Source organism: Ensifer sp. BR816 (assembly GCF_000378985.1).
Taxonomy (GTDB): Bacteria; Pseudomonadota; Alphaproteobacteria; order Rhizobiales; family Rhizobiaceae; genus Sinorhizobium.
Genome location: NZ_KB905370.1, coordinates 4,749,900 through 4,762,782 on the forward strand (window position 1 = coordinate 4,749,900; position 12,883 = coordinate 4,762,782).

The following is a 12,883-nucleotide window of genomic DNA, read 5'->3' on the forward strand; positions in this document are numbered from 1 at the left end:
GAGGAGTTCATGCCGGAGACGATCGGGTTTCTGAGGCCCAGGCAGGCCGTCCTCGACCGTCGGCGGGAGATTATCGCCGACCTTGCCGACCTGTTGCCTGAAGGCTGTCTGATCAGTGACGAGCGGGGGCTGAAGCCGTTCGAGACCGACGCATTTCTCGCCTATCGCCGCCTGCCGCTCGCGGTCGTCCTGCCGGAGACGACCGAGCAGGTCGCCGCCGTCCTCAAATATTGCAGTCGCTACGGCATCCCAGTCGTGCCGCGCGGCGCAGGCACCTCGCTCTCCGGCGGCGCCATTCCTCAGGAGGACGCCATCGTCGTCGGTCTCTCGAAGATGTCGCGCATTCTCGATGTCGATCTTTTTAACCGGACGGCAACGGTTGAGGCGGGTGTCACCAATCTCAACATTTCGGAAGCGGTGGGCGCCGACGGCTTTTTCTATGCGCCCGATCCGAGTTCGCAACTCGCCTGCACGATCGGCGGCAATATCGGCATGAATTCCGGCGGTGCCCATTGCCTCAAATACGGGGTGACGACCAACAACCTCCTGGGCGTCAAGATGGTACTCTTCGACGGAACGGTGATCGAGCTCGGCGGGAAGGCGCTCGATGCGCCCGGCTACGATCTGCTCGGTCTCGCCTGCGGCTCGGAAGGCCAGCTCGGCATCGTCACCGAGGCGACCGTCCGGCTGATCGCCAAGCCCGAAGGCGCCCGTCCGGTGTTGTTCGGCTTCGCCTCGTCGGAAGCGGCCGGTTCCTGCGTGGCCGATATCATCGGGTCGGGCATCATCCCGGTGGCGATCGAATTCATGGACAGGCCGGCGATCGAGATCTGCGAGGCTTTTGCCCATGCCGGCTATCCGCTCGACGTCGAAGCCTTGCTCATTGTCGAGGTCGAAGGCTCCGAGGCGGAGATGGATGCGATGCTTCAAGGCATCATCGAGATCGCCCGGCGTCACGGCGTCGTGACGATCAAGGAATCGCAGTCGGCGCTGGAAGCGGCACTGATCTGGAAAGGCCGGAAATCCGCCTTCGGCGCCACCGGCCGGGTTGCGGATTACATCTGCATGGACGGCACGGTTCCGCTCAGCCAGCTGTCGCATGTGTTGCGCAGGACCGGCGAGATCGTCGCGAGCTACGGGCTCCGTGTCGCCAATGTCTTCCATGCCGGCGACGGCAACATGCATCCGCTGATCCTCTATGACATCAACGATCCCGCAGACGCCGCGCGCGCTGAAGCTGCCGGCAACGACATCCTGAAGCTCTGCGTCGAGGCGGGTGGCTGCCTGACTGGCGAGCACGGGGTCGGCATCGAGAAGCGCGACCTGATGCACCATCAGTACGGCAAGGCCGATCTCGGCCAGCAGATGGCGGTGCGCGCCGCCTTCGATCCGCAATGGCTCTTGAATCCCTCGAAAGTGTTTCCGCTCGAAGGACGGCCCGCGGCATGATCGTCCATTTCGAACCGGCAAGCGAGGAGGGGATCGCCACCGTAGTGCGCTCCGCGGCGGCCGAGCGGGTCACGCTTGCCATCGTCGGCGGCGGGACACGTTCGGGACTCGGGAATCCGGTGCGGGCCGACCGAACGCTTTCGACGCGGCGTCTTTCGGGCATCGTCACCTACAACCCGGCGGAGATGACGATGAGCGCGCTTGCCGGGACGCCGCTCGCCGAGATCGAGGCGGCTCTCGCGGCCAATGGCCAGATGCTGTCTTTCGAACCGATGGATCATCGCCCGATTTTCGCGACGACCGGCGAGCCAACGATTGGCGGGGTCTTCGCAGCCAACGTCTCCGGCCCTCGCCGCTATGTCGCCGGTGCCGCCCGCGACAGCCTGCTCGGCGTGCGGTTCGTCAATGGCCGCGGCGAGGCAATCAAGGCCGGCGGTCGTGTCATGAAGAACGTCACGGGGCTTGATCTCGTCAAGCTGATGGCGGGCTCCTACGGGACGCTCGGCATTCTGACGGAGGTCACGTTCAAGGTCCTGCCGGTTCCGCCGGCCGCCGCAACCGTCGTCGTCCCGGGTCTCAACGATGCGGAAGCAGCCGCGGTCATGGCCGAGGCGATGGCCCAGCCGGTGGAGGTATCGGGCGCCGCTCATCTGCCCGAAAGCGTGCGAGGCCGCTTCATCGATGGCGCCCTGCCGGGGGGCGCGGCAACCGTGCTCAGGCTCGAAGGCCTGGCGGCGTCGGTAGAGATGCGCAGTGAAAAGCTCGTTGCGGCGCTGTCGCGCTTCGGCCCCGGATCGAAGCTCGACAGCGCAGAGACGAAAACCCTCTGGACCGAGATCCGCAACGTGAAGCCTTATGCAGACGGCACCGCAAGACCGTTGTGGCGCGTTTCCGCCGCGCCGTCCGCGGGCCACCAGCTCGTGGCGGCGCTGCGTCTTCAGACGGGCGTGGATGCATTCTACGATTGGCAGGGCGGTCTTGTCTGGCTGCGCATGGAGGCAGGCGCCGAGGCTGAACTGGTTCGCCGCTACGTGCGCGCCCTGGGTGGCGGCCATGCCACTCTTGTCCGCGCCGAGGGCGGAGCACGCGCCGGTATACCGGCCTTCGAGCCGCAGGCTCCGGCGGTGGCGCAACTCAGCGAACGTGTTCGCGCCGCGCTCGATCCGGCGGGGATCTTCAACCCGGGGCGGCTGGCGGCGGTCGCCTGACTGGAGTCGGATGCCGCGGCAAGTCGTGCCGACACGCGAAAGGAGAACTCGATGTCCGATCCTGGTCCGCAGACGCCGCCTTCCCGTGACACCGATCGCTGGTTGGAGCCGGGCAAGGTCAACATCCAGATCATCTACCTGCTCTACCTGATCGGCTTCGCGATCGGCGTCACCGTACTCGTCGGCATCGTTCTCGCCTATCTCAACCGCGACAAGGCCGAAGGCTGGGCAAGGACGCACTACACCTGGGCGATCCGCACTTTTTGGATCGCCTTGCTGTTCGGCGTCATTTCGGCGCTTCTGTCGGTGGTGCTCATCGGCGTGCTCGGATTCGTCGCGACGGCGGTCTGGATCGTCGTGCGCTGCGTCATCGGGCTCCAGAAGGCGGCCCGCGAGGAGCCGATCACCGATCCCGAAAGCTGGCTGGCCTAGAACGGAGCCGCCGCCTCGCGTAATGAATTGGAGTATCCGGTTGCAGACCAATTTCACCCCAGAACAACTTGCCGACCCGCATGTCGCCGAATCGGAAAAGATCCTGCGCAAATGCGTCCATTGCGGCTTCTGCACCGCCACCTGTCCGACCTATGTGCTGCTCGGCGACGAGCTCGACAGTCCGCGCGGGCGGATCTACCTCATCAAGGATATGCTCGAAAATGGCCGCGCCGCCGATACCGAAACCGTCACGCATATCGACCGGTGTCTCTCCTGTCTTTCCTGCATGACCACCTGCCCGTCGGGCGTCGACTACATGCATCTCGTCGATCACGCCCGTATCCACATCGAGAAAACCTACAAGCGGCCGCTCAAGGATCGTTTCGCGCGCTCCGTCATCGCCGCGACCTTGCCCTCTTCCTCGCGCTTCCGGCTGGCGCTGCGGGCGGCCGGGCTTGCCCGCCCGTTTGCGGGCTTGCTGAAGCGAATTCCGGGGCTCAGCACCTTCGGCGTCATGCTCGATCTCGCACCGCGCGCGGTGCCGCCGGCATCGGCGGCGGTCAGACCGGCCGTTTATGCGGCAAAGGGCACGCCGCGTGGCCGTGTGGCGCTACTCGCAGGCTGCGCCCAGCCGGTTCTGAGACCGGAGATCAACGAGGCGACCATCCGGCTCCTCACCGGGCAGGGGGTCGAGGTCGTCGTTTCGGCGGGCGAGGGCTGTTGCGGCGCGCTGGTGCATCACATGGGACGCGAGGAGCAGGCGCTCGCCGCCGCCAGGCGCAACGTCGATGTCTGGCTGAAGGCCGCCGAGGAGGACGGCCTCGACGCGATCGTCATCACCGCGTCCGGCTGCGGCACGACGATCAAGGACTACGGCCATATGCTGCGGCTGGATCCGGCCTATGCCGAGAAAGCGGCGAGAGTTTCCGCCCTGGCGAAAGACATAACCGAATATCTTTCGGAGCTGGAATTGCCGGAACAGGGCGCGCGCGGCCTCACCGTCGCCTATCATTCCGCCTGCTCGATGCAGCACGGGCAGAAGATCACCCTGGCGCCGAAGCAGCTTCTGAAACGGGCGGGCTTCGCGGTTCGCGAGCCGGCGGAAGGGCACCTCTGCTGCGGCTCGGCCGGGACCTACAACATCCTGCAGCCCGAGATTTCGGCGAAACTCAAGGCGCGCAAGGTGAGGAACATCGAGGCAACCAAGCCGAACGTCATCGCCACCGGCAATATCGGCTGCATCACCCAGATCGCGAGCGGCACGAACATCCCGATCCTGCACACTGTCGAGTTGCTCGATTGGGCCTATGGGGGTCCGAGACCTGCCGGGATTTGAGCGGTGGCGGTTGCCACCTCATCCGCCTGCCGGCACCTTCTCCCCGCAAGCGGGGCGAAGGGACACGCGGCGCTGCCTCGGTCCCTCTCCCCGTCAGGACGGGGAGAGGCCTAGGGTGAGGGGCAAATCTCCCGACGCGTCAGCCGCCGAAAATCTGGCGGAAGATATCGACGCCGCGGTCGTCGAAGCTGACGTCGCCGGCCTTGTTGCCCGGACCGATGACGATCACCTTGGTGCCGATCGAGGCGCGATCATAGAGATGCTCGACGTCCTCGTTCATCATCCGGATGCAGCCGGACGACATGTTCTGGCCGATCGTCCAGGGCTGGTTCGTCCCGTGGATGCGGAAGATCGTGTCGCGGCCGCCCTTGTAGAGATATAGCGCGCGGGCGCCGAGCGGATTGTCGATGCCGCCTTCCTGCGTCATCGGTAGGATGCGTCCCTTGGCTGCTTCGCGCACGCGCATCTCCGCCGGTGGCGTCCAGGCCGGCCACTCGGCCTTGCGGCCCACCTTGACCACGCCGGACCAGCCGAAGCCCTCGCGGCCGACGCCGATACCATAGCGTGTCGCGCGGTTCGGGCCGTCGATGTAGTAGAGATACTTGTTGTTGGTATCGACAATCACCGTGCCGGGCGCCTCGTTGGTGCGGAACCGTACCTTGGTGCGCCAATATCTCTGCGGCGGCTTCTTAGGCTGGGCAGCCAGAACGACATCGGAGCGCTTGACCTTGGCGCCGGCAATGTCGGCCGGCGTGAAGGCGGACGCGTTTGCGGCAATGAGAAAAGCAGCGGCCGCGACGGTGAGCGCGGCCAGCCGGGTGGCATGAAGTCTCATTTATGATTCCCTCTGAACCCTCGTTGCGGGCAAGCTATGCAAAATAAACCCAAGTGCAAGCCCGTGATACATCCTGTAGAACAAGGTGAGGGTCGGAACTTGTATCGTAGGGAACGGCTGTTGCTGTTTGAACACGATCCGGCAAGAGAAAAATCCAGTTTTAACGGGAATGTATTCTACTTGGCGGAGTGTCGCTAGATCACGATAACCTTGGTGCCGACTTTGACGCGCTCGTAAAGATCGACGACATCCTCGTTGCGCATGCGGATGCACCCGGACGACACGCCATAGCCAATCGTCCAGGGCGCGTTGGTGCCGTGGATGCGATAGAGCGTCGAGCCGAGATACATGGCGCGGGCGCCGAGCGGGTTCTGAGGGCCGCCGTCCATGCGGTCCGGCAGATAATGACCCTTGGCCGCTTCGCGCGCGATCATCTCCTCAGGCGGAGTCCAGTTCGGCCATTCGGCCTTCCGCGTGATCTTGTGTTCGCCGGCCCATTCGAAGCCCGGCTTGCCGACGCCGACACCGTAGCGCCGTGCCTGTCCGTCGCCCGTCACGAGATAAAGGAAACGGTTGTTCGTGTCGATGACGATCGTGCCGGCCTTCTCGCCCGTGTCGTAGGCCACCATCTGTGGCAGGAATTGCGGGTCGAACGGCGTCTTCGCCGGTCGTTGTGCACGTGCGGCGGCAGGCTGTACGGCCGCCGTTTCCAGTCGACGCTTCAACGGACGGGGTTCCGCCTGTTTTCGGGTGGCGGCCGAGGCTTGCGGCCGATAGACGGCCGGGCGAACCCCTTCGCCGGTGAGTTGCATCACCCAGGGAGCGGTGAGATCCGGGCTGACGATGACCGGCGGCCGGTTCTGGTATCTATCCCGAGCGCCGGCGCCGGCGGGCAGGGTTGAGACAAGGCACGTGGCAAGCAAAAGGAACTTCTTCAACATCGGACGGACTCGCTACCTTACGCCGAACAATTTCACGTGCAGCGCGGCGGCTGCACATCGGAATGGCGCGATGCTCGCATTCCTCCGCCACCGAATGGTAAACGCAGCTTCGCTAAAAGGCCGCGATGTGGATAAAGCTTTGGGTAGGGTTATTCCCCGCTTTATGAATCTGGTATGCAAATGGTAAACGGAACAAAAGAGAAACAATGGTAAGAGGGCGGCGATGTCGGCGAGAGGCTTGATCACGGGCGAAGACGGGCTGCAGCGTTGCGCCTGGCACGGCAATCTCGAAGATTATCGCCGCTATCATGATGAGGAATGGGGACGCCCGGTGACAGACGACCACCGGCTGTTCGAAAAGATCTGCCTGGAAGGCTTCCAGTCGGGCCTCTCCTGGCTGACGATCCTGAGGAAGCGCGCGGCGTTTCGCGCGGCTTTCGCCGGCTTCGACTTTGACATGGTTGCCGAATTCGGCGAGGCGGACATCGAGCGCTGCCTCGCCGACTCCGGCATCGTCCGCCATCGCGGCAAGATCGTCTCGACCATCAACAATGCGCGGCGGGCAAAGGAGCTGCGATCGGAATTCGGCTCGCTCGCCGTCTATTTTTGGGCACATGAACCGCAGGGAAGCGAGCGCCCCAGTGTCGTGGACTACGAGACGCTGATCGCCAACCCGACAACGCCGACCTCGGTCCGGATTTCGAAGGACCTGAAGAAGCGCGGCTGGAGCTTCGTCGGCCCCACCACCGTCTATGCCTTCATGCAGGCCATGGGGCTCGTCAACGACCATCTGGAAGGCTGCTTCTGCCGTGCCGGAATCGAGGACATGCGGCGGAAGCTTGTCCGGCCGGCTGCATGACCGCCTGCATTGCAGTCGCCCTCCCCGATTGCCAGGCGGGAAGGGCGGTCGCCTCTAGCCGCCGTGCTCGGCGAGCCATTCCTTCATCATCTTGATCTCACCCTCCTGGGCTTTGATGATGTCTTCCGCCAGTTTGCGGATCGCTTCATCCTTGCCGTGCTCGAGTTCGACCTTGGCCATGTCGATCGCGCCCTGGTGGTGAGCGATCATGCCGCGCACGAAGTCGACGTCGGCTTTGCCGGTAAAGACGATGTCCATGGCCTTGTGCATCCTGGCGTTCGCTTCGGCGAAGGCCTTGCTCGACGGTGCCACGCTGGCCGCCGTCGAGTCTTGATGCATGCCTTGATGGCTCTCCTCGGCGAGGGCGGGCATGCCGACCAATCCGGCAACAAGCAAAGCAGCGGTGATCCTTTTCAGGGACATAAGTGTGCCTTTCCATTCATGCGAGTTTTGAGATTTGTTGCTGTGCGCCAGGGAAGCTCGTCGCGTCCGCTCAGATGCGCCAGCTTTCGATGGACAGGTTGGGTTTGGGCGGTGGGGACTGGGGTTCGACAGCCTGGTCGGGCAGCGCCGCTTGTTGTTGCGGCGAGAGCCGTATCGAAAGCCCCACGGATCGCGTGAGCCCAAGGGGCGCCGCCTGGATCGCGACACAGGCCGAGCAGAGCGCAGGGTGTCCTGGTTTTGCCGAACTCGGACAATGGGCCTGCTGCACACAATGGCTGCCATGATCAGCGGAGGCGTGCTGCATTCTACCTGAGGCCGCTGCGTCGTGACGATGCGCACTCACCGTCGCCGCCGCAAGATCATGCGCCCAGGCGATCGCGGGAAGGGCTCCGCCAAGCGGGGCGGACAGAAGCAGCAGGATGATGGCGAGCCAGCGAAGCATGCCGGCAAGATAGGCTACCCGATCTGGAATAAGAAGAGGCGGCACCAGGAGATCGCCAAGTCGTGATCGCCCTGCATCAAGCCGGCAGCGCCGCTCCACTCCGGGGAACCGCGAAGACGCCCTGCAGGGAGCCTCCCGCGCCGTGCTCGCTGAGCGTTGAATTTCCGATGCAGCAAAGTTGGTATGAGATCCCGCGAGGCCGGCGGACCATCGCAGAAAAACAGAAGGACGAGGACGTTGCGGTCGCCTGCTCCAGGATGCCCAGGATCGTCGCCCGATCTTCCTGGTCACAGGCGCGCACGAGGTCGATGATGCCGCAGGGATTCTGCCTAAGCCCAAGGAGCGAAAGGGTCCGCAGGCCGACCATGAAGGCGCCGCTGTCGACGTCACAGCGCCATGGGTCGATCATGTAGCCCGCCTTCGCGAGCATGCGGGTCCAGGCTCCGTGGGTTTCCGGATTCAGCGGTCTTATCGCTGCCGCCCCGGGCGTCATGACAGTCAGCATTTTGCCAAAGTCTCCGTTGAAGCCCTCGTCTCGATCGGCTTAACTTATAAGCGTACCGATAACGATTTACAATCATCGCTTTGTTATCGCCAGCCATCAAGCCGGAACGCTTTTCCGCGCAGCCAGGTTCCGTACCCCTTTCGGATGTCCGGCCGGTAGTCCTTTGTCGACCGCTGCCCTTGCCGCCCTTGACGCGATCCGGTAGGGAAGGCCCCGACCTAGCTTGAAGCCCGGAATGCCTTCCATGAACGACAAACCCAAGAAACCGCAGAAGCTCAAGGCGCGCCTGCCGCGCGGCTTTGTCGACCGTTCGGCCGACGATATCCGCGCCGTCGACGAGATGATCATGAAGATCCGCGAGGTCTATGAGCGCTACGGTTTCGACCCCGTGGAAACGCCGCTGTTCGAATATACGGATGCGCTTGGCAAGTTCCTTCCCGACAGCGATCGCCCGAACGAAGGCGTCTTCTCGCTGACGGACGACGACGAGCAATGGATGAGCCTGCGCTACGACCTGACGGCGCCGCTTGCAAGGCACGTGGCGGAGAATTTCAACGAGATCCAGCTACCCTATCGCACCTATCGCGCCGGTTATGTGTTCCGCAACGAAAAGCCGGGGCCGGGCCGCTTCCGCCAATTCATGCAGTTCGATGCCGATACTGTCGGTGCCGCCGGCGTCCAGGCCGATGCCGAGATGTGCATGATGATGGCGGACACGATGGAGGCGCTCGGGATTGCGCGCGGCGACTATGTGATCCGCGTCAACAACCGCAAGGTCCTGGATGGCGTGCTGGAGGCGATCGGTCTCGGTGGCGACGACCAGGCGAACGCGCGGCTCGCCGTCCTGCGTGCCATCGACAAGCTCGACAAGTTCGGCCCCGAAGGCGTGCGCCTGCTTCTCGGCGAGGGGCGCAAGGACGAGAGCGGCGACTTCACCAAGGGTGCCGGGCTCGACGTGGAGCAGATCCGCAGGATCCTCTTCTTCGTCGGCATCACCGACTATGCGAAGAGCGCCGATGAACTCGCCGAGCTCGTCGCCGGTACGGCGCGTGGTGCGGAGGGCGTCCAGGAACTGAACACGATCCGCAGTCTCGTCCTCAGCGCCGGCTATGACGCAGATCGCATCAAGATCGACCCGTCGGTCGTCCGCGGCCTCGAATATTACACCGGTCCGGTTTTCGAGGCCGAGCTGCAGTTTGCCGTCACCAACGAGAAGGGCGAGAAGGTCGTGTTCGGCTCGGTCGGCGGCGGTGGCCGCTATGACGGTCTCGTCTCGCGCTTCATGGGCCAGCCGGTGCCGGCAACGGGCTTCTCGATCGGCGTGTCGCGGCTGATGACGGCGTTAAAGAATCTCGGCAAGCTGGGTGTTGAAGAGGTGGTTGCGCCGGTCGTCGTCTGCGTTATGGACCGCGACCTCGACAGCATGGGCCGCTACCAGCGCTTCGTGCAGCAATTGCGCCATTCCGGCATCCGCGCCGAAATGTACCAGGGCAACAAGAAGAATTTCGGCGACCAGCTCAAATATGCCGACCGCCGCGGCTCGCCGATCGCCATCATCCAGGGCGGCGACGAACGCGCGTCGGGCGTCGTTCAGATCAAGGACCTGATCGAGGGCAAGCGGCTTTCGGGCGAGATCGAGGACAATGTCGCCTGGCGCGAGGCGCGTGTCGCCCAGGTCTCCGTCTCGGAGAGTGAGCTCGTCGCAAAGGTCTGCGAGATTCTGGCAGAACAGGCCGAGGACCGGAAAAGGGCAGGCTGATGCCGCTGATCAACCTTCCGGCCTTTGCCGGCGACCTGCTTGCCGATTTCGAGCGGTTGAAGACGCTGCGCGTCGACACGCCGGTCATCCAGCCGGCCGAGCCCTTTCTGGACATGGCCGGAGAAGACCTGCGCCGGCGGATCTTCATGACGGAAAGCGAGACCGGCGAGAGCCTCTGCCTGCGCCCGGAGTTCACCATTCCGGTCTGTCTTCGCCATATCGAGACCGCAACCGGCACGCCGCAGCGCTACGCCTATCTCGGCGAGGTGTTCCGGCAGCGCCGCGAGGGGTCAAGCGAATTCTACCAGGCGGGCATAGAGGACCTCGGCGACACCGATACGGCCTCTGCCGACGCGCGGGCGATCGGCGACGCAATGCTGGTGCTTGCCAACCGGCTGCGGGGTAGGCGGCTGAAGGTGACGCTCGGTGACCAGTCCGTCTTCGAGGCGGTCATTGCCGCCTGCGGGTTGCCGGGCGGCTGGCAAAAACGCTTGATCCATGCCTTCGGCGACCCGAAACAATTGCAGAAGCTCCTGGGCGAGCTTGCCGACCCCAAGTCCCCCGGTGTCTTCGGTCCCGAAGTAGAGCGGCTCGCCATCATGGGCATCCTCGATGATGAGCAGCGGCTCGTCGCCCATCTCGCCGAGACGATGGAGGCAACCGGCTATTCCACCAATGCCAGCCGTTCGCCGCGCGACATCGCCCGCCGCCTGAAGGAGAAGATGGAGCTTGCGACGACGCGGCTCGACAAGGCGGCACTCGCCGTCATGCGCGAGTTCCTCGCCTTCGACGTGCCGCTCGCCGAGGCTCCGGCGGCGCTCCATGCATTCGCCAGGAAGTCGAAACTGAAGATCGACGGCGCATTATCGCTCTTCGACGCGCGGGTCGCGGCGCTTGCCAAGGCGGGCGCCGATCCCAGTCTCATCCGCTACCGCGCCGCCTTCGGCCGTCCGCTCGACTACTATACCGGCCTCGTCTTCGAGATCGAAGCCGAGGGAGCGCCGGCGGTGCTTGCCGGTGGCGGCCGCTTCGATCGTCTGCTGACTTTGCTCGGCGCCCGCGAGCATATTCCGGCGGTCGGTTTTTCTCTCTGGCTCGACCGGATCGAACGGGCCATCGCTGCCGCAGGGGGCGCGGAATGACGATTACCATTGCGCTGCCGTCCAAGGGCCGGATGAAGGACGATGCCTCGGCCATCTTCGAGCGCGCCGGCTTGAAGATCGTCGCGGTCGGCAACGACCGCTCCTATCGCGGACGCGTCGAGGGCTGGGACGATGTCGAAGTCGCCTTCCTGTCGGCTTCCGAAATCTCCCGCGAGGTCGGCAGCGGCGCCTTCGATTTCGGCGTGACCGGCGAGGACCTGGTGCGCGAAGGCATTGCCGACGCCGATGCGCGCGTCGAATTCGCCGCCCGGCTCGGCTTCGGCCATGCAGATGTCGTCGTCGCGGTGCCGGAAGTCTGGTACGACGTCGATACCATGGCCGATCTCGGCGATGTCGCGGCCGATTTCCGCGCCCGCCATGGCCGCCGGCTCGCGATCGCCACCAAATACTGGCGGCTGACGCAGCAGTTCTTCTCCGGCAGCCACGGCATCCAGCTCTATCGCATTGTCGAAAGCCTGGGCGCGACCGAGGGTGCGCCGGCCTCCGGCTCGGCCGACATCATCGTCGATATCACCTCGACCGGCTCCACCTTGAAGGCGAACCATCTGAAGATCCTCTCGGACGGTGTGATCCTGCGCTCCGAAGCCTGCCTCGTCCGGGCCCGCAAGGCGGCCCATGAAGGCAATCCGGCCATCGATCGCATCATTTCATCCGTGCGCTCGGCCCTCTGAACCGTCGCAAGATCGGAATTTCGCTCCGGGACTGACAAATGCAACCGTGGCGACCTATGTAGGGACGGCGAACACCCATCATCCCACCATTCACCTCGAGGCATCCTATGGCTGATCTTTCCTCTTTCCCGATCACGAGCCGCTGGCCGGCGAAGAATCCAGACATTATCCAGCTCTATTCGCTGCCGACGCCGAATGGCGTGAAGATCTCGATCGCTTTGGAAGAACTCGGATTGCCCTATGAGGCGCACCGCATCGCCTTCGATGCGAACGAGCAGAAGTCGCCCGAATTCGTCTCGCTCAACCCGAACGGCCGCATCCCGGCCATCATCGATCCGAACGGGCCGGACGGCAAACCGATCGGCCTCTTCGAATCCGGTGCGATCCTCGTCTACCTCGCGGAAAAGACCGGCAAGCTCATTCCGGCCGATCCGGCCGGCCGCTATGAGACGCTGTGCTGGGTGATGTTCCAGATGGGCGGCGTCGGGCCGATGCTCGGCCAGTTCGGCCATTTCTTCAAATTTGCGGCAGAAAAGGTCGCCAACAACTCCTACCCGGTGGAACGCTACCGCGACGAGGCAAAGCGTCTGCTCGGCGTTCTCGAAGCGCGGCTGGAAGGCCGGCAGTGGCTGATGGGCGACCAGTACACCATTGCCGACATCGCCACCTATCCCTGGGTCGAAGGCGCACGCAAGTTCTATGGCGGTGCCGAAGTGCTCGACTACAAGAGCTTCCCGAACGTGATGGCCTGGGTCGAGCGCGGTCTGGCACGCCCGGCCGCGCAGAAGGGCATCGAAATCCCGCGCAAGGAATGATCCTGGCCGTCCCGTCCCGAGTTG

14 protein-coding genes are annotated in these 12,883 nt (G+C 64.1%); 9 read left to right on the forward strand and 5 right to left on the reverse strand.

Annotated features, from left to right (window positions below; translation table 11 throughout):
- Window positions 1-9: 9 nt before the first annotated feature.
- Genes RHIBR816_RS0122725 through glcF form a run of 4 tightly spaced genes read left to right on the forward strand, consistent with a single transcriptional unit; the run spans window position 10 to window position 4,425 of the window.
- Window positions 10-1,449 carry an FAD-binding oxidoreductase gene (locus RHIBR816_RS0122725; protein WP_026187329.1) on the forward strand — a complete coding sequence of 480 codons (1,440 nt, stop codon included), beginning with the start codon at window positions 10-12 and terminating at the stop codon, window positions 1,447-1,449.
- The gene (gene glcE / locus RHIBR816_RS0122730) at window positions 1,446-2,657 is read left to right on the forward strand and encodes a glycolate oxidase subunit GlcE (RefSeq protein ID WP_018238901.1); all 1,212 of its coding nucleotides are present in this window, start codon (window positions 1,446-1,448) and stop codon (window positions 2,655-2,657) included. Before RHIBR816_RS0122725 ends, glcE begins: the two co-directional genes overlap by 4 nt.
- A gap of 51 nt (window positions 2,658-2,708) precedes the next feature.
- The gene (locus tag RHIBR816_RS0122735) at window positions 2,709-3,089 is read left to right on the forward strand and encodes a membrane protein (protein WP_018238902.1); all 381 of its coding nucleotides are present in this window, start codon (window positions 2,709-2,711) and stop codon (window positions 3,087-3,089) included.
- A gap of 22 nt (window positions 3,090-3,111) precedes the next feature.
- Complete coding sequence (gene glcF / locus RHIBR816_RS0122740) at window positions 3,112-4,425, forward strand: glycolate oxidase subunit GlcF (RefSeq protein WP_052522702.1); 1,314 nt, start codon at window positions 3,112-3,114, stop codon at window positions 4,423-4,425.
- A 139-nt stretch (window positions 4,426-4,564) separates the two neighbouring features.
- Here the strand turns inward: glcF and RHIBR816_RS0122745 are convergent, their stop codons facing one another.
- Both RHIBR816_RS0122745 and RHIBR816_RS0122750 read right to left on the reverse strand, forming a co-directional pair.
- Window positions 4,565-5,260 carry a L,D-transpeptidase gene (locus tag RHIBR816_RS0122745; RefSeq protein WP_018238904.1) on the reverse strand — a complete coding sequence of 232 codons (696 nt, stop codon included), beginning with the start codon at window positions 5,258-5,260 and terminating at the stop codon, window positions 4,565-4,567.
- A gap of 194 nt (window positions 5,261-5,454) precedes the next feature.
- Window positions 5,455-6,201: a L,D-transpeptidase gene (locus RHIBR816_RS0122750; RefSeq protein WP_018238905.1), complete on the reverse strand. Its 747-nt coding sequence runs from the start codon at window positions 6,199-6,201 to the stop codon at window positions 5,455-5,457.
- A gap of 223 nt (window positions 6,202-6,424) precedes the next feature.
- Between RHIBR816_RS0122750 and RHIBR816_RS0122755 the strand changes: the two genes are divergently transcribed.
- The gene (locus RHIBR816_RS0122755; RefSeq protein WP_018238906.1) at window positions 6,425-7,060 is read left to right on the forward strand and encodes a DNA-3-methyladenine glycosylase I; all 636 of its coding nucleotides are present in this window, start codon (window positions 6,425-6,427) and stop codon (window positions 7,058-7,060) included.
- A 54-nt stretch (window positions 7,061-7,114) separates the two neighbouring features.
- On the opposite strand, the gene RHIBR816_RS0122760 is transcribed toward RHIBR816_RS0122755, so the two are convergent.
- The 3 genes from RHIBR816_RS0122760 to RHIBR816_RS0122770 form a co-directional block, all read right to left on the reverse strand.
- A complete protein-coding gene (locus tag RHIBR816_RS0122760) occupies window positions 7,115-7,483 on the reverse strand; it encodes a DUF305 domain-containing protein (RefSeq protein WP_018238907.1) in 369 nt (122 codons plus the stop codon).
- 70 nt (window positions 7,484-7,553) lie between these two features.
- The gene (locus RHIBR816_RS37635) at window positions 7,554-7,991 is read right to left on the reverse strand and encodes a hypothetical protein (protein WP_157628227.1); all 438 of its coding nucleotides are present in this window, start codon (window positions 7,989-7,991) and stop codon (window positions 7,554-7,556) included.
- A 31-nt stretch (window positions 7,992-8,022) separates the two neighbouring features.
- Complete coding sequence (locus RHIBR816_RS0122770; RefSeq protein WP_018238909.1) at window positions 8,023-8,451, reverse strand: hypothetical protein; 429 nt, start codon at window positions 8,449-8,451, stop codon at window positions 8,023-8,025.
- 235 nt (window positions 8,452-8,686) lie between these two features.
- On the opposite strand from RHIBR816_RS0122770, the gene hisS reads away from it, so the two are divergent.
- From hisS to RHIBR816_RS0122790, 4 genes are all read left to right on the forward strand, one after another.
- On the forward strand, window positions 8,687-10,210 hold the full coding sequence (hisS, locus tag RHIBR816_RS0122775; protein WP_018238910.1) for a histidine--tRNA ligase: 1,524 nt from the start codon (window positions 8,687-8,689) through the stop codon (window positions 10,208-10,210).
- On the forward strand, window positions 10,210-11,352 hold the full coding sequence (locus tag RHIBR816_RS0122780; RefSeq protein WP_018238911.1) for an ATP phosphoribosyltransferase regulatory subunit: 1,143 nt from the start codon (window positions 10,210-10,212) through the stop codon (window positions 11,350-11,352). The genes hisS and RHIBR816_RS0122780 overlap by 1 nt, the downstream gene beginning before the upstream one ends.
- Entirely contained in the window at window positions 11,349-12,044 is a 696-nt protein-coding gene (gene hisG, locus RHIBR816_RS0122785) for an ATP phosphoribosyltransferase (RefSeq protein WP_018238912.1), read from the forward strand. Before RHIBR816_RS0122780 ends, hisG begins: the two co-directional genes overlap by 4 nt.
- 107 nt (window positions 12,045-12,151) lie before the next feature.
- Window positions 12,152-12,859: a glutathione binding-like protein gene (locus RHIBR816_RS0122790; protein WP_018238913.1), complete on the forward strand. Its 708-nt coding sequence runs from the start codon at window positions 12,152-12,154 to the stop codon at window positions 12,857-12,859.
- Window positions 12,860-12,883: the final 24 nt, after the last annotated feature.

Bases quoted from the DNA above. Each gene is read 5' to 3' on its own strand.
- RHIBR816_RS0122725 (WP_026187329.1), top strand. From the start codon at position 10: ATGCCGGAGACGATCGGGTTTCTGAGGCCCAGGCAGGCCGTCCTCGAC.
- glcE (WP_018238901.1), top strand. From the start codon at position 1,446: ATGATCGTCCATTTCGAACCGGCAAGCGAGGAGGGGATCGCCACCGTA.
- RHIBR816_RS0122735 (WP_018238902.1), top strand. From the start codon at position 2,709: ATGTCCGATCCTGGTCCGCAGACGCCGCCTTCCCGTGACACCGATCGC.
- glcF (WP_052522702.1), top strand. From the start codon at position 3,112: ATGAATTGGAGTATCCGGTTGCAGACCAATTTCACCCCAGAACAACTT.
- RHIBR816_RS0122745 (WP_018238904.1), bottom strand. From the start codon at position 5,260: ATGAGACTTCATGCCACCCGGCTGGCCGCGCTCACCGTCGCGGCCGCT.
- RHIBR816_RS0122750 (WP_018238905.1), bottom strand. From the start codon at position 6,201: ATGTTGAAGAAGTTCCTTTTGCTTGCCACGTGCCTTGTCTCAACCCTG.
- RHIBR816_RS0122755 (WP_018238906.1), top strand. From the start codon at position 6,425: ATGTCGGCGAGAGGCTTGATCACGGGCGAAGACGGGCTGCAGCGTTGC.
- RHIBR816_RS0122760 (WP_018238907.1), bottom strand. From the start codon at position 7,483: ATGTCCCTGAAAAGGATCACCGCTGCTTTGCTTGTTGCCGGATTGGTC.
- RHIBR816_RS0122770 (WP_018238909.1), bottom strand. From the start codon at position 8,451: ATGCTGACTGTCATGACGCCCGGGGCGGCAGCGATAAGACCGCTGAAT.
- hisS (WP_018238910.1), top strand. From the start codon at position 8,687: ATGCCTTCCATGAACGACAAACCCAAGAAACCGCAGAAGCTCAAGGCG.
- RHIBR816_RS0122780 (WP_018238911.1), top strand. From the start codon at position 10,210: ATGCCGCTGATCAACCTTCCGGCCTTTGCCGGCGACCTGCTTGCCGAT.
- hisG (WP_018238912.1), top strand. From the start codon at position 11,349: ATGACGATTACCATTGCGCTGCCGTCCAAGGGCCGGATGAAGGACGAT.
- RHIBR816_RS0122790 (WP_018238913.1), top strand. From the start codon at position 12,152: ATGGCTGATCTTTCCTCTTTCCCGATCACGAGCCGCTGGCCGGCGAAG.